This is a genomic window from Phenylobacterium sp. (assembly GCF_031181185.1).
Classification (GTDB): Bacteria; Pseudomonadota; Alphaproteobacteria; order Caulobacterales; family Caulobacteraceae; genus Phenylobacterium.
The window spans coordinates 1-18,404 of sequence record NZ_JAPSKZ010000012.1 but is presented as its reverse complement, the minus strand read 5'-3'; the positions used below and the strand labels follow the sequence as shown (position 1 = coordinate 18,404).

Sequence of the window (18,404 nt, the reverse complement as noted above, 5' to 3'; positions counted from 1 at the left end):
GACAATCTCGTAAGCTTCCGCGGGCGGCGCGGGATGCTAGGTGTTCGGGCTCGTCATCTCTGATCCGGACCGTCCATGCTCCGCACCGCCCGCGCCGCCGCCCTCGGCCTGCTTCTCGCGACCACCGCCCTTGCGCCCGCCGCGCTCGCCCAGACGCGGCCCACGGCGGCCGCGGCCGAGGTTCCGCCGATCGCCTTCAAGCAGCGCACGCTCCCGAACGGGCTGAAGGTCTTCACCTCGCTGGACAAGGCGACGCCGAACGTCACCGTCCAGGTCTGGTACGGCGTGGGCTCGAAGGACGACCCGCAGGGCCGTTCGGGCTTCGCGCACCTGTTCGAGCACATGATGTTCAAGGCCACGCGCAACATGCCGGCCGAGACCATCGACCGGATGACCGAGGACGTGGGCGGCTTCAACAACGCCTCCACCTGGGACGACTTCACGAACTACTACGAGGTGGTGCCGGCCAACCACCTGGAGCGCCTGCTGTGGGTCGAGGCCGAGCGGCTGTCGTCGCTGGTCGTCGACGAGGCCACCTTCAAGTCCGAGCGCGACGTCGTGAAGGAGGAGTTCCGGCAGAATTACCTCAGCCAGCCGTACGGCCGGCTGTTCGGCCTCTATGTGCCGCAGGCCAGCTACTCGGTTCACCCGTACAAGCGCCCGGGCATCGGCAACATCGAGGAGCTGGACGCCGCCACCATCGACGACGTGCGGGCCTTCCATCAGACCTGGTACCGCCCCGACAATGCGGCCCTGATCGTCGTCGGCAACTTCGACGAGGCCCAGCTCAACGCCTGGGTCGACAAGTACTTCGGGCCGCTGAAGCGCCCCGCCCAGCCGATGCCGCGCGTCACCGCCAAGGAGCCGCCGCGCACCAAAGCGGGCGTCTTCGAAGGCTACGGCCCCAACGTGCCGCTGCCGGCGGTGGCGATCACCTGGCAGGCGACGGACGCCGCCCATCCGGACGCGCCGGCGCTGATGGTGCTGGACGCCATCCTGTCGGCGGGCAAGTCGTCGAGGCTCTACAACAGCCTGGTCTATGAGAAGCAGATCGCCGCCGAGGCGATGTCCAACGCCGACCTGCCGCAGGACCCGGGCCTGTTCATGGTGGGCGCGGTGATGGCCAGCGGCCACACCATCCAGGAGGGCGAGGCGGCCTTGCTGGCCGAGGTGAAGCGGCTGCGCGACGCGCCGCCCAGCGCCGCCGAACTCGCCGAGGCCAAGAACGAACTGATCGCCGGCCAGCTGCGCGAGCGCGAGACCATCGACGGCCGCGCCTTTGCGCTGGGCCAGATGCTGATGCTGACCGGCGACGCGGCCAAGGCGAACACCGTGTTGGCCGAGCTGCAGGCTGTCACCGCGGCGGATGTCCAGCGCGTGGCGCAGAAGTACCTGGCTGACGACAAGCGGATGACCATCCGCTACCGCGCGGAGTCCGAGCGTCCGGCGGGCCAGACCGAGCCGCCGAAGTCCGCCCCGCCCAAGACCGTGGCCAAGTACGAAGGTCCCGTCTTCACGCTGGCGCCCGAAGCGCAGCGCGTGAAGCCGCCGGCTCTGGGCGAGCCGCTGCAGCCGACGCTGCCGAAACCCGCCGAGCGGACGCTCGCCAACGGCCTGCGGGTGATCGTCGCCCGCTCGTCGGACCTGCCGCTGGTCACCGCCGACCTGACGGTGAAGACCGGCGCCTGGGCCGATCCGCAGGGCCTGTCCGGGGCCGCGGCCATGACCGCCGGCATGCTCACCGAAGGGACGAAGACGCGCTCGGCCCAGCAGATCGCCAGCCAGACCGAAGCGCTTGGCGCCACGCTGAGCGCCGGCGCCAGCCTCGAGGCCTCGTCGGTCACGCTGAACGTCATGCCCGACAAGTTGGTCCCCGCGCTGGAGATCATGGCCGACGTGGCGAAGAACCCCGCCTTCGCCGCCGAGGAGCTGGAGCGCCAGCGGCAACAGGCCCTGGACGGACTGCAGGTCGCCTTCCAGCAACCGGGCAGCCTCGCCGGGTTCGCCACGGCGCCGGTGGTCTACGGCGGCACGCCGTTTGGCCACCCGCCGCAGGGCTCGCCGGACTCGCTGACGAAGCTGAAACCGGAGCACCTGTCGGCCATCCACCGCGCCTGGTACCGGCCGGACAACGCCGTCCTGGTGCTGACCGGGGACGTCACGCCCGAGCAGGGCTTCGCCCTCGCAGAGCGGGCGTTCGGCGACTGGGCCAAGCCCGCCGCGCCGCTTGCCGCCGCTCCGACGATCCAGCCCAGCGTGAAGCCGCGCGCCGTGGCCATCGACCTGCCCGGCACGGGACAGGCGTCGGTCAACGTCGTGAAGCCCGCGATCCCGCGCACGGACCCGGCCTACTATCCCGGCATCGTGGCCTCCACCGTTCTGGGCGGCGGCTATTCCGCCCGCCTGAACCAGGAGATCCGCATCAAGCGCGGCCTCTCGTACGGCGCCCGCGCCAGCCTCTCGACGGCGCGCACAACCGGCTCGTTCCGGGCCTCGGCCCAGACCAAGAACGAGTCCGCGCCCGAGGTGCTGGACCTGATCAAGGCCGAGATGACCAAGCTCGCCGCCGAGCCCGCTTCGGCCGACGAGCTGAAGGCGCGCAAGTCGGTGCTGGTCGGCAGCTTCGGCCGGGAGCTGGCCACCTCGGGCGGACTGGCCGACATCCTGGGCGGCTTCGCCCTCTACGGCGTGCCGCTGGACGAGGTGGCGCTCTACACCCGGAAGGTGGAGGCGGTGCAGGCCAGCCAGGTGCAGGACTTCGCGCGACGGGTGTTCGACCCGGCCCAGTCCAGCGTCATCGTCGCCGGCGACGCCAAGGCCTTCTCGGCCGGCCTGAAGCAGCGGCTGCCGAACCTGGAGGTCGTGCCGGCCGCCGAGCTCGACCTGGAAAGCCCGACCCTCAGGAAGCCCGCATCGTCCACGCGCTGAGGTCGGGCTCGCGCCCCATCAGCGCCAGGCCCGAGGCGATCGACTCCAGTTCGGCGCCGCTCTCGATCCGGTCGGCGGGGAAGCGGCGGTGGAAGATCGCCCGGACCGCCGGCACCAGCGACGAGCCGCCGGTGAGGAACACCCGATCGACTCCCTCGGCCGGCAGATGGGCGTTGGCCAGGGCGCGGTCGACGGCCTGCTCGATCAGCCCGAGTTCGGGGGCGATCCAGCCCTCGAACTCGCGGCGCGCCACGGGGGCCGCGATGTCGATGGAGCCCGCCTCGAACCGGAACTCGGCGTCGGCCTCGAAGGACAGCGTCTCCTTCAGCTTCGAGACCGCGCGGTAGAGCCGGTAGCCGTAGTTCTCGTCCAGCACCTCGATCAGTCGCTCGATCTTTTCGGGTTCGACCGCGTCGCGGGCCAGCTTGCGGATCTCGCGCATGTCGCGGCTGGCGCGCATCAGGGCGAGCTGGTCCCAGCGGGCGAAGGCCGAGTACCAGCGATTGGGCACCGGCAGCACCTTGCCGAACGAACGGTAGGACGAGCCCTTGCCCAGCCTCGGCGAGACCAGCCGGTCGATGATCCGGTAGTCGAAGGCGTCGCCGGCCACGCCGACGCCCGCGCGGCCGAGCGGCGTCGCCCGCAGAACGCCGGCCTGGCGTTCGAAGCGGATGATCGAGAAGTCGGAGGTGCCGCCGCCGAAGTCGCCGACCAGCACGGTGGCGTCATGGTCCAGCTCGCGGGCGAAGAAGAAGGCCGCGCCGACCGGCTCGTAGGCGTAGAGCACTTCGCGCACGCCCATGCGCTTGAACGCGGTCTCGTAGCGCGAGAGCGCCAGCTGTTCGTCCGGGTCGGCGCCCACGAAGCTCACGGGGCGGCCGACGATCACCCGCTCGGGGATTTCCCCCAGCGTCTCGCCGGCGTAGTCGCGGACCTTCAGCAGGAACGTCGAGAGCAGGTCCTCGAAGCGGTACCGCCGCTCCAGGATCTGGGTCTCGGTGAAGCTGGCCTGGGCGGCGAAGCTCTTGAAGCTCTGGATGAACCGGGTCTCGGCCGGGTCCTCCACATAGGCTTCGATGGCCCACGGCCCGGCCGCGATGGTCCGCTCCTGCGGCAGGTCGGGCGGGGCGTAGAACGACAGGCAGCTGCGGAAGGCGAACAGGTCTCCTTCCGGTGCGGGAAACCGGACGAGCTCGGCAGGACCGTCGTGGCCTGCCAACGCAAGGACGGTGTTGGTGGTCCCGAAGTCGATTCCCAGAGAAGAAGGTGGGCTACTGGGCCAGGTCACGGATCATGCTCCTTTTGCGGGGACGGGCGACGGATCGCCCGCTCCCCGTTGCGGCGCACGATCCCTAGACGAACTCGCGGACGCGACGGCGCATCACACCTCGACCTCGGCCAGCGGCCGGTCGTAGGCGCAGACGGTCGCCTGCTGGAGGATGCGCGACACCGAGGCCGACAGCGGGCAGATCTGCACCGGCCGCGACAGGCCCAGCAGGATCGGGCCGATCACCGTGGCCCCGCCCATCGACTTCAGCAGCGCCGTCGAGATGGCCGCCGAGTGGATGGCCGGCATGATCAGCACATTGGCCGGCCCGGACAGGCGCATGAAGGGGTAGTTGCCGCGCCGCTCTGGCTCCAGCGCCAGCTCTGGCGGCATCTCGCCCTCGTACTCGAAGTCGACGCCGTCCATCTCGTCCAGCATCGCGACAGCCTCGCGCAGCTTCTCGGAGCGTTCGCCCATCGGGTTGCCGAAGGCGGAGTAGCTCAAGAAGGCGACGCGCGGCTTGTAGCCCAGGGTCTTCACCGCGCGGGCCGCCTCGATGGCGATCTCCACAAGGTCCTCGGCCTCGGGCATTTCGGTGACGTTGGTGTCGGCGATGAACAGCGTGCGGCCCTTGGCCAGGACCACGCTCATGCCGATGATCCGGCCGTCGGGCGCCGGATCGATGACGCGCAGCACCTCCTCCAGCACCTGGTCGTAGGCGCGGGTGACGCCAGTCACCAGGCCGTCGGCGTGGCCCAGGGCGACCAGCGAGGCGCCGAAGGCGTTGCGGTCCTGGTTGATGAGGCGCTGCACGTCGCGGCGCAGGTAACCCTCGCGCTGCAGGCGGGCGTAGAGGTTGTCGACGAACGCCTCGTTCCAGTGCGAGACCCGGGCATTGATCACCTCGAGCTTCGCCTCGGCGGGGTCGAGGCCGACCTGGCGCATGTTCTCGTGCACCAGGTCCTCGCGGCCGACCAGGATGGCTTGGCCCAGGCCCGCGGTCTGGAAGGCGTAGGCGGCGCGGATGACGCTGGGCTCCTCCCCCTCGGCGAAGACGATCTTCTTCTTCGGCCCCGACAGCACCGCGCCCTGCAGCTTCTGCAGGAAGGCCGCCGTCGGATCGAGCCGCTGGGCCAGGGCCGCGCGGTAGGCGTCCATGTCCTCGATGGGCTTACGGGCCACGCCGGTGTCCATCGCCGCCTGGGCGACGAAGGGCGGGATGTACCAGATGAGCCGCGGGTCGAACGGGGTCGGGATGATGTATTCCGGGCCGAACTTCAGCTGCGTGCCGTGGTAGGCGGCGGCCACCTCGTCGGGCACGTCCTCGCGGGCCAGCTGCGCCAGCGCGTTCGCGCAGGCGATCTTCATCTCCATGTTCACCCGCCGGGCCCGCACATCCAGCGCGCCGCGGAAGATGTAAGGGAAGCCCAGGACGTTGTTCACCTGGTTCGGATAGTCGCTGCGGCCGGTGGCGACGATGGCGTCGGGGCGGACGGCGTAGACCTCTTCCGGCGTGATCTCCGGATCCGGATTGGCCATGGCGAAGATGATCGGCTTCGGCGCCATGGTCTTCACCAGTTCGCCCGACAGCGCGCCCTTCGCCGACAGCCCGATGAAGACGTCGGCGCCTTCCAGCGCCTCGGCCAGGGTCCGCTTGTCGGTGTCGACCGCATGAGCCGACTTCCACTGGTTCATGTCCTCGGTGCGGCCGCGGTAGAGCACGCCCTTCCGGTCCACCGCGATGACGTTCTGGTGCGGCACGCCCATCGCCTTGATCAGCTCCAGGGTGGCGATGCCCGCCGCGCCGGGGCCGTTCAGCACCACCTTTACGTCCTTCAGGTCGCGGCCGGTGATGTGGCAGGCGTTGATCAGGCCGGCGGCCGAAATGATGGCGGTGCCGTGCTGGTCGTCGTGGAAGACCGGGATGTCGAGCAGCTCCTGCAGCTCGGTCTCGATCCGAAAGCACTCGGGGCTCTTGATGTCCTCGAGGTTGATGCCGCCGTAGGTCAGGCCGATGTTCTTCACGACCGTGATGATCTCGTCGGCGTCCTTGGAGGCCACCTCGACGTCGATGGCATCCACGTCGGCGAAGCGCTTGAAGAGGACGCCCTTGCCCTCCATGACCGGCTTGGACGCCAGCGCGCCCAGATCGCCCAGGCCCAGGATGGCGGTGCCGTTCGAGATCACGGCCACCAGGTTGCCTTTCGACGTGTAGTCGTAGGCGGCCTCCGGATTCTCGGCGATCTTCAGCACCGGCACGGCGACGCCCGGCGAATAGGCGAGGGAGAGGTCCCGCTGCGTCGCCATCGGCTTGGTCGCCGCGATGGCGATCTTCCCGGGGCGGGGCAGGCGGTGGAAGCTCAGGGCCTCCTCGTCGGTGAAGGTGCGTTTTTCGGCGTCGCTCATGCGCGCGGCGGACCCCCGGTTGGGCGCGGATACAGGAAGGCGCGCAACCTATAGAGCGGCTGCGCCACAAACAACCTTCCCCAAGGGAAACATTTGCCTCGAACAAAAACGCGTGCAGCGGGAACCTTCCAGCGCCCGGCAAGTTTTCGCCCTCGCAGGGGTGTGGGGGCGCCCATGGAGCATGCCTATGAGACAACTCCTTTCCGCCGCCGCGGCCATCGCGGCGCTGGGCCTTGCCGCCCCCGCCTTTGCGCAGACGACTTCCGGCTCCACCGCTCCGCCGGCCGGCGCCTCGACCGACGCCCGGGCGGGTGCGACCACCGGCGCCACGACGGGCGCTGCGGCCGGAACGAGCGCCGGCGCCTCGACGGACGCCGCCGCGCCTAGCGCGGCCTCGGCAGGCGCCAACGCCAGCGTCACGGCGGGCATGACGGTCAAGGACAAGACCGGGGCCAGCATCGGCCAGGTCAGCGACGTCAAAAGCGAGGGCGGCAAGACCATGGCCACCATCAAGATGGGCGCCGAGACCTTCGCCGTGGACGCCTCGAACCTGGGCGTCGCGGACGGCGCCGCCACGATCAACGCCACCCAGGCCGAGATCCAGTCGATGTTGAAGAAATAGTACCCCCTCGAGGGACGATGGTGGGAAAGGCGGTCGCGGCGACGCGACCGCCTTTTCTCTAGGCGCGCAGGATCATCCCCAGCGCCGCGTCGGCGACCCGCTTCAGCTCGGCGCCGTCGGCGCCGGTGCGGGCGCGGATCGCCAGGGTGTGCATGGTGGCGGTGATCATCGTCGCAGCCGCGCCCGGCTGCACCCCCGGCGCCAGCTCGTCCGCCGCCGCCTCGAAGCGGTCGCGGAACACCTTCTCGGTCCGGGCGATGAAGTCGGCGACCAGCTCGCGGATCTCGGCGTCCTCGACGGCCTGGGTGACGGCCGTGCCGATCAGGAAGCAGCCGCGCTGGGCCACCTCGCCCGATCGGTAGACCTCCACCGTCCGCTCCAGGATCCGGCCCATCAGCGACCCCAGCGGCGCATCCGTCGCCAGCGCCCTGCCCATCGCGGTCAGCGCCTCGTCGCGCGAGCGGCCCAGAGCCGCCAGGTACAGCGCCCGCTTGTCTCCGAAGGCGGCATAGAGGCTGGGCCGGTTCAGACCGGTGGCGGCGGCCAGGTCGTCCAGCGAGGTCGCCGCATAGCCCTGGTTCCAGAACACGGCGCGGGCTTTGTCGAGCACCACGTTCGGATCGAAGCTGCGGGGCCTGCCGCGGGGGCGCGCCTCTTTCTGTACCATTTCGCAAACAATCCTTGACCGTCGCTATTTTGTGCGAAACGGTATGGAAATTCCACCCTCGAGAAGGACGGAGCCTCCCCAATGGACGTCTACTATTCCCCGCTGGCCTGCTCGCTGGCCAGTCGCATCGCCCTCTACGAGGCCGGCGCCGACGCCCGCTTCCACCGCGTGGACACCAAAAGCGGCCGCACCGCCGATGGCGGCGACTACCGCGCCGTCAACCCCAAAGGCCTGGTGCCCGCGATCCGCACGCCCGAGGGCGAGGTGCTGACCGAGAACGCCGCAGTGCTGCAGTACATCGCCGACGCGCATCCCGCCGCCAAGCTGGCGCCGCAGGGCTTCCAGCGATACCGCCTGCAGCAGTGGCTGAGCTTCATCGGGGCCGAGCTGCACAAGAAGGTCTTCGACCCGCTGCTCACCCCTAAGGCGGACGAAGCGGCGAAGGCGCTGGCGCGGGAAGCGGGGGCCGAACGCTTCGCTCACCTGGACGAGCACCTGACCGGCCGGGAGTGGTTGCTGGACGAGTTCAGCGTGGCCGACGCCTACCTGGCCGCGGTGCTGAACTGGGCCCAGTTCGTGAAGTTCGACCTGGACGCCTATCCGGCCGTAGTCGCGTACCGGGACCGCCTGCGTGCGCGACCGGCGGTCGCCCGGGCGCTGGGCGAGGAGTTCGCCGAGTACCGCATGGCCGCGTGAGGTCCGACGCCGCCGCCGTCCCCGGCGGCGGCCCGGAGGGAGCGCCGCGGGGGATATAGTCGCGGCGCTCCCGCTCCCTGCGCTTGACCCCGCGCCCCGGCTCGCGTGAGTCTCCGGCCACGTTTCGCGGGAGGGGTCGTGGCCGACGTCATCAGGATCGCCATCGCCGGCGCGCTGGGCCGCATGGGCAAGGTGGTGACCGCCGCCCTGGCCGACGATCCCGCCTTCCAGCTGGCGGGCCGCTTCGACCGGCCCGGCGCGTCCGGCGAGGGCCTCGTCTCCGCCGACGAAGCCATCGCGGCCTGCGACGTGATCATCGACTTCACCATCGCCGCCGCCTCGGCCGAGCTCGCGCCCAAGGTCGCCGCGGCCGGCAAGGCCCTGGTCATCGGCTCGACCGGCTTCGACGGCGCCCAGCTCTCGGCCATCGGCGAGGCCGCGAAGGCGATCCCCATCGTGCGCGCCGGCAACTTCTCCCTGGGCCTCAACATGCTGATGGGGCTGGTGACGCGCGCCGCCCGCGCCCTGCCGCCCGACGCCTGGGACATAGAGATCGTCGAGGCCCACCACCGCCGCAAGGTGGACGCCCCTTCGGGCGCGGCGCTGATGCTGGGCGCGGCGGCGGCGGACGGCCGGGGCGTCAGCCTGGCCCAGGTCGCCCGCAAGAGCCGCGAAGGCATCACCGGCGAGCGGCCGGTGGGCGAGATCGGCTTCGCCGCCATCCGCGGCGGCGGCGTGGTGGGCGAGCACAGCGTGGTGTTCGCCGCCGAGGACGAGATCTTGACCCTGTCCCACTCGGCCCGCGATCGGACGCTCTTCGCCCGCGGGGCGTTGGCCGCCGCCCGTTGGGTCGCGGGCCGCCCGCCCGGCGAGTACGACATGCAGGACGTGCTGGGCCTGAAGGAGGCCTAGGCGTGACCGACCTCCTCGATCTCGACGCGACCGCCATGGCCCAGGCGCTGATCGCCAAGCGGGTCTCGGCCGTCGAGCTCCTGAAGGCGGCGCTGGCCCGCCACGAACAGACGCACGACAAGCTGAACGCCGTGGTGGCCGCCGATGTCGAGCGGTCGCTGGACCGCGCCCGGGCGGTGGACGACCAGCGGGCGAAGAACCTGCTGCAGCTGGGCCCTTTGGCCGGCGTGCCGATGACCGTGAAGGACACCTTCGACGTGGCCGGCCTGCCCGCCTCGTCAGGCCTGGCCGAGCTGCGCCGGCGCCAGGCGGAGGACGCGACGGTGGTGAGCCTCGCCCGCCGGGCGGGTGCGGTCATCTGGGGCAAGACCAACGTGCCGGTGATGGCGGCGGACTGGCAGAGCGCCAACGGGCTCTACGGCGTCACCGCCAACCCCTGGGACCCGTCCCGCACGCCGGGCGGCTCCTCCGGCGGGGCGGCGGCGGCGCTTGCCGCGCGCGTCACGCCCATCGAGATCGGCTCGGACATCGGCGGCAGCTTGCGCGTGCCGGCCAGCTTCTGCGGCGTCTTCTCGCACAAGCCGACGTGGGGGATGGTCTCGCAGCGCGGGCACGTGCCGCCGACGCCGGGTTCGTACGCCGAGCGCGACCTGAACGTCGTGGGACCCATGGCGCGGTCGGCTCGGGACCTGCGCCTGCTGCTGTCCGTGCTCGAGGACGGGCCGCTGGCGCCGAAGGCCCCGCCGGCGGACCTGGCGACCGTCCGGATCGGCCTCTGGGTCGAGGAACCGGCGTTCTTCCTCGATCCCGAGGTGCGCGACGTGGTCCTGCAGTTCGCCGCCGAGCTGCGCGCCGCCGGCTGCGAGGTGGAGCCGATCCCCTGCCCCGTGGACGTGAACCAGCTGATGGGCGCGTACCAGACCCTGCTGGGCGGCGTGCTGGCCGAGGACCTGCCGCCGCGCATGCTGCGCTCGATGGAGATGACCCGGCCGCTGGCCAAGCTCGCGGTGCGCCGCGGCGCAGGGCCCCTGTCGGTGGCGGCCATGACCCTGGCCTACACCGCGCGGCACACCGAGTGGTTGGCGGCCGACGCCGTCCGCGCCCGCCTGCGCCATGAGATCGCCGGCGCCTTCGAGCGCTTCGACGCGATCCTGGCCCCGATCGCGCCCGTGCCGGCGTTCCCGCACGACCTGCGGCCGTTCCAGCGCCGCAGCCTTATGGGGTCGGACGGCAAGCCCCGGCCGTACAACAGCATGCTGCAGTGGATCGCGCTGGCGACGGCGCTGCGCCTGCCGGCCACCAGCGTCCCGGCGGGGTTCACCGGCGGTGGCCTGCCGGTCGGCGCCCAGCTGATCGGGCCGTCGGGAAGCGACGGGCGGCTGCTCGCGCTCGCCCAGGCGATCGACGAGAACGTCCGCGGCTTTCAGCCGCCGCCGCTGTAGCGGCTACTTCGCGCCGGTGGACCCGAACCCGCCGGCGCCGCGGGCGGTCTCGTCCAAGGCGTCCACCTCGCGCCACGCCGCCTGGACCACCGGCGCGATGACCAGCTGGGCGATGCGGTCGCCGCGGCGGATGTGGAAGTCCTCGGCGCCCAGGTTGGCCAGGATCACCTTCACCTCGCCGCGGTAGTCGGCGTCGACGGTGCCCGGCGAGTTCAGGCAGGTGACGCCCGACTTCAGAGCCAGGCCCGAGCGCGGCCGCACCTGGGCCTCGTAGCCGGCCGGCAGGGCGAAGGCGAAGCCCGTCGGCACGGCGAAGCGTGCGCCCGGCTTGATCGTCAGGGTCTCCCCATCGGCGACGGCGGCGCGCAGGTCCATCCCGGCGGCCTGGGCGGTCTCGTAGGCCGGCAGCGGCAAGCCTTCGGCGTGGGGCAGGCGCAGGATCGGGACGGTCGGGGTCACTTGCAGGCTTCCCTAAGAGAAATGGGCGGCGATGCGGGCGGCGAGCCGTCGGGCCACCTCGGCCTTCGGCGCCTGCTCCCATCGCTCGATTCCGCCCTTCGAGACTATGGCCACCGCGTTCAGGTCGCCGCCCATGACGCCTTCGACGCTGACGTCGTTGGCGACGATCCAGTCGCAGCCCTTGCGCTCGAGCTTGGCCATGGCGTGGGCCTCGACGTCGTCGGTCTCGGCGGCGAAGCCCACCACCAGTGTCGGCCGCGACCGGGATTGGCTGAGTGTCGCCAGGATGTCGGGGTTCTCGGTCAAGGTGATTGGCGGCGGACCGTCTGAGCCCTTCTTGATCTTGCTCGCGCCGACGCGCTCGGGCCGCCAGTCGGCGACCGCGGCCACACAGACGGCGATGTCGGCCGGAAGGGCGGCTTCGCACGCCGCCAGCATCTCGCGGGCGGTCTCGACGCCGACCCGCGTCACGCCCGCCGGGGCCGGGAGCGCCGTGGGGCCGCTGACCAGCGTGACCTCGGCCCCGAGCTCGGCCAGCGCGCGGGCGATGGCGTAGCCCTGCTTGCCCGAGCTGCGGTTGGTCAGCACCCGCACCGGGTCGATCGGCTCGGCGGTCGGTCCTGCCGTCACGACGGCGCGGCGGCGGGCCAGCGGTCGGGCGGCCGCGCCCGCCAGCGCATCCATGATCGCCTGGAAGATCGCCGGCGGCTCGGCCATGCGGCCGGGGCCGTACTCGCCGCAGGCCATGGCCCCCTCGTCGGGACCGACGAACAGCACGCCGTCGGCCTTGAGCGTCTCCAGGTTGCGGCGCGTAGCGGGATGCTCCCACATCCGGACGTTCATCGCCGGCGCCATCAGCACCCGCTTGTCGGTGGCGAGCAGGGTCGTGGACGCCAGGTCGTTCGCGATCCCATTCGCCGCCTTGGCCATCAGGTCGGCGGTGGCCGGCGCGACGACGACGAGGTCGGCCGAGCGCGACAGCTCGATGTGCCCCATCTCGGCCTCGTCGGTCAGCGAGAAGAGCTCGGAATAGACCTTGTCCTCGGCGAGCGCCGAGAGGGACAGGGGCGTGACGAACTCCGCGCCAGCCGTCGTCAGGATCGGCCGCACGCCGACGCCCGCCTTGCGCAGGAGCCGCGTGAGCTCGAGCGCCTTGTAGGCGGCGATCCCGCCCCCCACGATCAGGAGCACCCGCTTCTCGTCCAAGGCCATACGCCCCCTCGCGAAAGAGGGTCTTCATGTAGGCCAAGCCGGAGGACTCGACAAACAGGCGCAGCTGTGTTCTCTCTTCGTTCCAGCTCGGCTTTGGACGGAGAGAACGAGATGGTTCGGGTGAGGATGGCGCTGGCGGCCAGCGTGGCCGCCGTGGCGCTGACGGCGTGCGACAACGGCCCTTCGGCGGTGACCCAGCACCAGGCGGCGGGAACCCAGATGGCGGTCCCGCAGACCGATGGCGAGGCGACGGCGCGGGAAGAGGCGCGGGTCGACCACCGGAACGACCCGGTGAAGCAGATCGACGGCAAGCCCATGTGGTCGGCCAGCCGCCGCTACTCGGCGGAAGCGAACGCCGAGCGCGCCTTTCAGAGGAACGGAGAGGCCTTCGGCGCCGCGACGGTGGATCAGTTCGTGAAAAAGGCGCACGCCTTCGTGGAAGACCCGCCGCGGGGGACGCTGACGCTGACCCGGGCGAACGGCGACACACTGTTCTACGACCCCAAGGGCAACGTCTTCGCCATCGCGACGAAGGACGGCGCGCCGCGCACGATGTTCAAGCCTGACGAGGGCATGGCCTACTGGGAAGAGGTGAAGGCCCGCGAAGCCAGGCGCCAGGCGGGGCGCCAGACGGCCCGGCGCGAGCGGCAGGACGACGACGCCTAGATCGCCATCCCGGCGAGGAAGGCGGCGCCTGAGACCAGGGCCCCCAGGGCGAACCACAGGAGGGGCGAGCCTTCGCGGCGCTCCTCCACCACCGCCACGGCGGTGGGCGTCGGCGGGTCCTGGGTCAGGCGGGCGAGGTTGCGCACCGCGATCTCGGCCTCGCCGGCCAGCCGCTTCAGCCGCGTGGCGGGCGACAGCTCGCGGGCGATCCACCGGCGGACCACCGGGTCCGACGCGGCCCAGATGTCGTGCTCGGGGTCGATGCGGCGGGCGACGCCCTCGACCGTCATCATGGTCTTCTGCAAGAGGACCAGTTCCGGCCGCAGGCGCATGTCGAAAAGGGCGGTGATCTCGAACAGCTGGGTCAGCACCCGGCTCATCGGCACCTCGGCGGCCGCGCGGCCGAAGATCGGCTCGCCCACCGCCCGCAGCGCCTGGGCGAAGGCCGACACGCTGTGGGTGGCCGGCACATAGCCCGCCTCGAAGTGGATGCGGGCGATCTCCTCGTAGTCCCGGTTCAGGAAGCCCCACAGGATCTGGGCCAGGTAGCGCCGCTCGGGGGCGCCCAGCCGGCCGATGATTCCGAAGTCCACCGCCGTGATTTGCGCCGGCGGCGCCACGAACAGGTTTCCTTCGTGCAGGTCGGCGTGAAAGACGCCGTGGTCCAGCGCCTGAGCCAGGAACGCGCGGATCAGGTTGTCGGCGAGCGCCTTGCGGTCGAGCGCCGGATCGGCCAGGGCCTCTTCGTCCGACAGCGGACGGCCCTTGGCCCACTCCATGGTCAGCACCCGCTTGCCGACGCCTTCCCAGACGACGACGGGGGCCGCCATGTACCCGTCCTCGGCCATCACCTCGCCGAGTTCGTCGGCGCCGGCGGCCTCGAGGCGGAGGTCCAGCTCCAGCTCGGTGGCCCGCATGACGGTGGCGGCGAAGGCCCGGGGCTCAAGCCGCCGCGCCGCCGGGACCCAGCGGTTGACCAGGCGCGCGGCCAGCGACAGCACCTCGCCGTCGTCGGCCACCCGGCGCGCGATGGCCGGGCGCAGCACCTTCACCGCCACCCGTCGGCCGTCCAGCAGCACCGCCTCGTGCGCCTGGGCCAGCGACGCAGCCGCCACCGGCTCGCCGAAGGTCGCGAAGAGGGTCTCGATCGGCCGCCCCAGCGCATATTCCACCTCCGCCCGCGCGACCGCGGTGGGGAACGGCGGCAGGCGATCCTTCAATCTTGAAAGATCCTCGGCGAACTGGCGCCCGAAGATGTCGGCGCGGGTGGAGAGCAGCTGGCCCACCTTGATCGCCACCGGCTCGAGCGGCTCGAGCGCGCGCGCCAGCCGCTCGCCCGGCCGGCCGTTCCGCGCCTGGCGGCCGGCGAACACCCGCAGGAACCGCGACAGCGCCCGTGCGCCCGAGGAGTAGAGCGGATCCAGCTCGCGCGGCAGCAGGGCGTCGTTGCGGACCAGGGTCCAGCCGGCCCCGATCAGCCGGATGAAGGCTCCGGGTCCGGCCATGGGCTCAGATCGCCCGCCCGGTATGCAGCGCGGCCACGCCGGCCGTGAAGTTCGTGAAGCTCACCTGGCTGAATCCCGCTTCGCAGATCATGGCCGCGAAACGCTTCTGGTCCGGAAAACGTCGAATGCTCTCGACGAGGTATTGGTAGCTGTCGCGGTCGCCCGCTACGCGCGCGCCGATCTCGGGGATCACCTTGAACGAGTAGGCGTCGTAGGCTTTGCGCAGCGCCTCGGTCGTCGGACGCGAGAACTCCAGGCACAGGAACCGACCGCCCGGCTTCAGCACGCGGCGGGCCTCGCGCAGCGCGGCCGGGATGTCGGTGACGTTGCGGATGCCGAAGCTGATCACATAGGCGTCGGCGCAGGCGTCGGGCAGCGGCAGCTTCTGGGCGTCGCCGACCGCCCAGGCGATCTCGGGCTCGAAGCCGCGTTCGCGCCCGGCGGCGATCATCTCGGCGTTGTAGTCGACCACGAACACCCGGGCGTCGGCGCCGCCCCGCCGCTCCTGCGCGCGACGGGCCATGCGCGCGAAGCGGCGGGCCATGTCGCCGGTGCCGCCCGCCACGTCCAGGATGAGCTCGCCCGGCTGCGGGTTCAGACGCGCGGCGACGGCGTCCTTCCACAGCCGGTGCACGCCCCCGCTCATGAGGTCGTTCATCAGGTCGTAGCGGCGCGCGACCCGGTCGAACACGCCGCGCACCAGGCCCGCCTTCTCGCGGGCGTCGACGTCGCGAAAGCCGAAGGTGGCGGTGGGTCCGGTCATGGCCGGGGTCTTAGCCGTTCAGGTATCGACGCGCCAGCGATGGCGTGCCAACCAAGACCCATGCCCGAATTGCCCGAAGTGGAGACGGTCCGCGGCGGCCTGGCGCCGGTGCTGGAGGGCCGCCGATTGGCGAGGGTGGAAGCCCGCCGGCCGGACCTGCGCTTCCCGTTCCCCGACAACTTCGTCCAGGTCCTGACCGGCGCCACGGTCGTGAAGATGGAACGGCAGGCGAAGTACCTGCTGGCCAGGCTCGACCGGGAGGACACCCTGGTGATGCACCTGGGCATGAGCGGGCGGTTCGAGATCAGCCGCCCGGAGGGACAGGAACGGCCCGGCCAGTTCCACTACGCGCCGGATCCCGACCCCAAGCACGCTCATGTGCTGTTCGAGACGGAGGAAGGCGTCCGCGTGACCTACTACGACCCGCGGCGCTTCGGCTACATGGCGCTGGTCAACACGGCCACCATGCACCTGCATCCGTGGTTCGCCGAGCTGGGGCCCGAACCCCTGTCGGACGCCTTCGACGCCGCCCGCCTGAAGGCGGCCTTCGCCGGCCGCAAGCAGGGCCCGAAGACCCTGCTGCTGGACCAGCGGATCGTTGCGGGCCTGGGCAACATCTATGTCTGCGAGGCCCTGCACCGCGCCCGCATCTCGCCGTTCAAGCCCGCGGGGAAGATCGCCGCCGCCAAGCTCCCGCCGCTGGTTCAGGCGATCCGCGACGTGCTGGGCGAGGCCATCCGGGCCGGCGGCTCCACGCTGCGCGACTACGCCCAGGCCGACGGCGCGCTCGGCTATTTCCAGCACAGCTTCCGGGTCTACGACGGCGAGGGCCGGCCGTGTCCGAACGAGGGCTGCAAAGGCGTGGTCGCGCGGGAGGTCCAGGCGGGGCGATCGACCTTCTATTGCCCCGTTTGCCAGCGATGACGCAGGCATGAGACGCCTCCTGCCGCTCGCCGCGTACCTGACCGCGATCGCCTGCGCCGCGCCCGCCGCCGCCCAGCCGCCGGTGTGGGTGGTGAAGGACGCCGATTCAGAAATGGTGCTGTTCGGCTCGGTCCACGTCCTGCCGCCCGGTCTCGCCTGGCGACCGCCGGCGCTGACGGCGGCTCTGAAGGCGGCCGACGACCTGTGGTTCGAGCTGCCGACCGGCGCCGATGTCGAGCGCGAGAGCGCGCGGCTGGCGGGCGAGCGGGGCGTCCTGCCGCCCGGCCAGTCGCTGTTCGCCCGCCTGCCGCCGCAGGACGCCGCCCGGCTGATACGCGTGGCCGAGGCCTACAAGGTGGACAAGGCCGCGCTCGACCGGTTCGAGCCCTGGCTGGCCGAGCTGGCCCTGGCCGGCGCGGCCTTCCGCCGGTCGGGCGCCGGCCTGCAGGATGGCGTCGAGAAGGCGATCGAGGCCGCCGCCCCGGCGGGCGCCGTCCGCCAGGCGCTGGAGACCCCGGCTGAGCAACTCGCCATTTTCGACGAGGCGCCCGAGGCCGATCAGCTGGCGTCGCTTCGCGAGACCGTGCGCGAGATGGACGAGGACCCGCAGGCGTTCGACAAGCTGGTCGCGGCGTGGGCCGCGGGCGACCTGGACATGATCGACCGCGAGGCGCTGCAGCCGCTGCGCCGCGCCTCGCCGCTGCTGTTCCGCCGGCTGGTGGACGAGCGAAACGCCCGCTGGACCGCCCGGCTCGACCAGCGCCTGAAGGGCCGCGGCCGCACCGTCGTCGTCGTCGGTATGGGGCACCTGATCGGCCCGGGCGGGGTGCCGGCCCGGCTGCGGGCGCTTGGCTATTCCGTCACGGGGCCGTAAGTCCGGGCTCCAGCGTGAACGGAGCGGGCCATGAGCTTTGAGACCCTGATCGTCGAGAGCCCCAGCGCGGGCGTCACCCTGATCCGGCTGAACCGGCCAGACGCCCTGAACGCGCTGAACAGCACCCTCCTGGGTGAACTGGCCCAGGCGCTGGACGCCGCCGAGGCCGACGAGGCCGTGCGCTGCCTGGTGATCACCGGCTCGGACCGCGCGTTCGCCGCCGGCGCCGACATCAAGGAGATGTCGGACAAGACCTACGCCCAGATGTTCAGCCTGGACTTCTTCACGGCGGCCTCCCGCCGGATCGAGCAGTTCCGCAAGCCGATCATCGCGGCGGTCTCGGGTTACGCCCTGGGCGGCGGCTGCGAACTGGCCATGCTGTGCGACTTCATCATCGCGGCCGAGACAGCCAAGTTCGGCCAGCCGGAGATCAACCTGGGCGTCATGCCGGGCATCGGCGGCACCCAGCGGCTGACCCGCTTCGTCGGCAAGTCCAAGGCCATGGACATGATGCTGACGGCCCGAATGATGGACGCCGCCGAAGCCGAGCGCGCGGGCCTCGTCAGCCGCGTCGTGCCGGCCGACAAGCTGCTGGACGAGGCGCTCGCCGCCGCCGCCAAGATCGCGTCGCAGTCGCCTCTGGCCGTGATGATGAACAAGGAACTGGTCAACACCGCCTACGAGACGACGCTGTCCACCGGCGTTGCGGTCGAGCGGCGGCTGTTCCACTCGCTGTTCGCCTTCGAGGACCAGAAGGAGGGCATGGCCGCCTTCGTCGAGAAGCGGAAGCCCGACTTCAAGGGGCGCTAGCACGATGGCCGAGGCGCGCGACTGGGGCGACTTCCGCAGCCGGATGGAAGGGCTGCTCGAACGCCAAACCGGTCACGACCTGGCGCATTGGAACGCCCACGTCGCCGAGGTCGCGCCTCGCGACGAAGCCGTCCTGCGCGAGTGGCTGACGCGCGAGGGCGTCACCGGCTATGCGCGCATGCTGCTGGTCATGGAGCGGTTCGGCTATCCCGACTTCATGAGCGCCTCGGCCGAGGCGCTCATGAAGTCGG

At 71.3% G+C, this 18,404-nt stretch carries 17 protein-coding genes; 10 read left to right on the top strand and 7 right to left on the bottom strand.

Annotation, left to right across the window (positions count from 1 at the left end; translation table 11 throughout):
• Positions 1-75: 75 nt before the first annotated feature.
• The gene (locus RIF93_RS02650; RefSeq protein ID WP_309088181.1) at positions 76-2,928 is read left to right on the top strand and encodes a pitrilysin family protein; all 2,853 of its coding nucleotides are present in this window, start codon (positions 76-78) and stop codon (positions 2,926-2,928) included.
• On the opposite strand, the gene RIF93_RS02645 is transcribed toward RIF93_RS02650, so the two are convergent.
• Positions 2,900-4,216 (bottom strand): Hsp70 family protein, encoded by a 1,317-nt coding sequence (locus tag RIF93_RS02645; protein WP_309088179.1) that lies wholly within the window; start codon positions 4,214-4,216, stop codon positions 2,900-2,902. The two genes, RIF93_RS02650 and RIF93_RS02645, sit on opposite strands and share 29 nt — an antisense overlap.
• Positions 4,217-4,309: 93 nt before the next feature.
• Positions 4,310-6,601 (bottom strand): NADP-dependent malic enzyme, encoded by a 2,292-nt coding sequence (locus tag RIF93_RS02640; protein ID WP_309088177.1) that lies wholly within the window; start codon positions 6,599-6,601, stop codon positions 4,310-4,312.
• A gap of 187 nt (positions 6,602-6,788) precedes the next feature.
• Here RIF93_RS02640 and RIF93_RS02635 point away from each other — a divergent pair, with 187 nt between their 5' ends.
• The gene (locus RIF93_RS02635) at positions 6,789-7,223 is read left to right on the top strand and encodes a hypothetical protein (RefSeq protein WP_309088176.1); all 435 of its coding nucleotides are present in this window, start codon (positions 6,789-6,791) and stop codon (positions 7,221-7,223) included.
• 58 nt (positions 7,224-7,281) lie between these two features.
• On the opposite strand, the gene RIF93_RS02630 is transcribed toward RIF93_RS02635, so the two are convergent.
• Positions 7,282-7,890: a helix-turn-helix domain-containing protein gene (locus RIF93_RS02630; RefSeq protein WP_309088174.1), complete on the bottom strand. Its 609-nt coding sequence runs from the start codon at positions 7,888-7,890 to the stop codon at positions 7,282-7,284.
• A gap of 81 nt (positions 7,891-7,971) precedes the next feature.
• On the opposite strand from RIF93_RS02630, the gene RIF93_RS02625 reads away from it, so the two are divergent.
• The 3 genes from RIF93_RS02625 to RIF93_RS02615 all read left to right on the top strand — a co-directional run bounded on the left by RIF93_RS02625 (position 7,972) and on the right by RIF93_RS02615 (position 10,940).
• Positions 7,972-8,586 (top strand): glutathione binding-like protein, encoded by a 615-nt coding sequence (locus RIF93_RS02625; RefSeq protein WP_309088172.1) that lies wholly within the window; start codon positions 7,972-7,974, stop codon positions 8,584-8,586.
• Positions 8,587-8,724: 138 nt separating this feature from the next.
• Entirely contained in the window at positions 8,725-9,498 is a 774-nt protein-coding gene (gene dapB, locus RIF93_RS02620) for a 4-hydroxy-tetrahydrodipicolinate reductase (RefSeq protein ID WP_309088170.1), read from the top strand.
• Positions 9,499-9,500: 2 nt separating this feature from the next.
• Complete coding sequence (locus RIF93_RS02615) at positions 9,501-10,940, top strand: amidase family protein (protein ID WP_309088168.1); 1,440 nt, start codon at positions 9,501-9,503, stop codon at positions 10,938-10,940.
• 3 nt (positions 10,941-10,943) lie between these two features.
• Here the strand turns inward: RIF93_RS02615 and dut are convergent, their stop codons facing one another.
• Entirely contained in the window at positions 10,944-11,399 is a 456-nt protein-coding gene (dut, locus tag RIF93_RS02610; RefSeq protein ID WP_309088166.1) for a dUTP diphosphatase, read from the bottom strand.
• Positions 11,400-11,411: 12 nt separating this feature from the next.
• A complete protein-coding gene (coaBC, locus tag RIF93_RS02605) occupies positions 11,412-12,605 on the bottom strand; it encodes a bifunctional phosphopantothenoylcysteine decarboxylase/phosphopantothenate--cysteine ligase CoaBC (protein ID WP_309088221.1) in 1,194 nt (397 codons plus the stop codon).
• Between the two features lie 117 nt (positions 12,606-12,722).
• Here coaBC and RIF93_RS02600 point away from each other — a divergent pair, with 117 nt between their 5' ends.
• On the top strand, positions 12,723-13,277 hold the full coding sequence (locus RIF93_RS02600; protein ID WP_309088164.1) for a hypothetical protein: 555 nt from the start codon (positions 12,723-12,725) through the stop codon (positions 13,275-13,277).
• On the opposite strand, the gene ubiB is transcribed toward RIF93_RS02600, so the two are convergent.
• A complete protein-coding gene (gene ubiB, locus RIF93_RS02595) occupies positions 13,274-14,782 on the bottom strand; it encodes a 2-polyprenylphenol 6-hydroxylase (RefSeq protein ID WP_309088163.1) in 1,509 nt (502 codons plus the stop codon). The genes RIF93_RS02600 and ubiB overlap by 4 nt on opposite strands.
• Positions 14,783-14,786: 4 nt before the next feature.
• A complete protein-coding gene (locus tag RIF93_RS02590) occupies positions 14,787-15,545 on the bottom strand; it encodes a class I SAM-dependent methyltransferase (RefSeq protein ID WP_309088162.1) in 759 nt (252 codons plus the stop codon).
• 60 nt (positions 15,546-15,605) lie between these two features.
• Between RIF93_RS02590 and mutM the strand changes: the two genes are divergently transcribed.
• The 4 genes from mutM to RIF93_RS02570 form a co-directional block, all read left to right on the top strand.
• Positions 15,606-16,469 (top strand): bifunctional DNA-formamidopyrimidine glycosylase/DNA-(apurinic or apyrimidinic site) lyase, encoded by an 864-nt coding sequence (gene mutM, locus RIF93_RS02585; protein WP_309088161.1) that lies wholly within the window; start codon positions 15,606-15,608, stop codon positions 16,467-16,469.
• A gap of 7 nt (positions 16,470-16,476) precedes the next feature.
• The gene (locus RIF93_RS02580) at positions 16,477-17,343 is read left to right on the top strand and encodes a TraB/GumN family protein (protein WP_309088159.1); all 867 of its coding nucleotides are present in this window, start codon (positions 16,477-16,479) and stop codon (positions 17,341-17,343) included.
• A 30-nt stretch (positions 17,344-17,373) separates the two neighbouring features.
• Entirely contained in the window at positions 17,374-18,153 is a 780-nt protein-coding gene (locus RIF93_RS02575) for an enoyl-CoA hydratase (protein ID WP_309088157.1), read from the top strand.
• A gap of 4 nt (positions 18,154-18,157) precedes the next feature.
• Positions 18,158-18,404: hypothetical protein (locus tag RIF93_RS02570; protein ID WP_309088155.1), on the top strand; the 247-nt coding region annotated here is incomplete at its 3' end.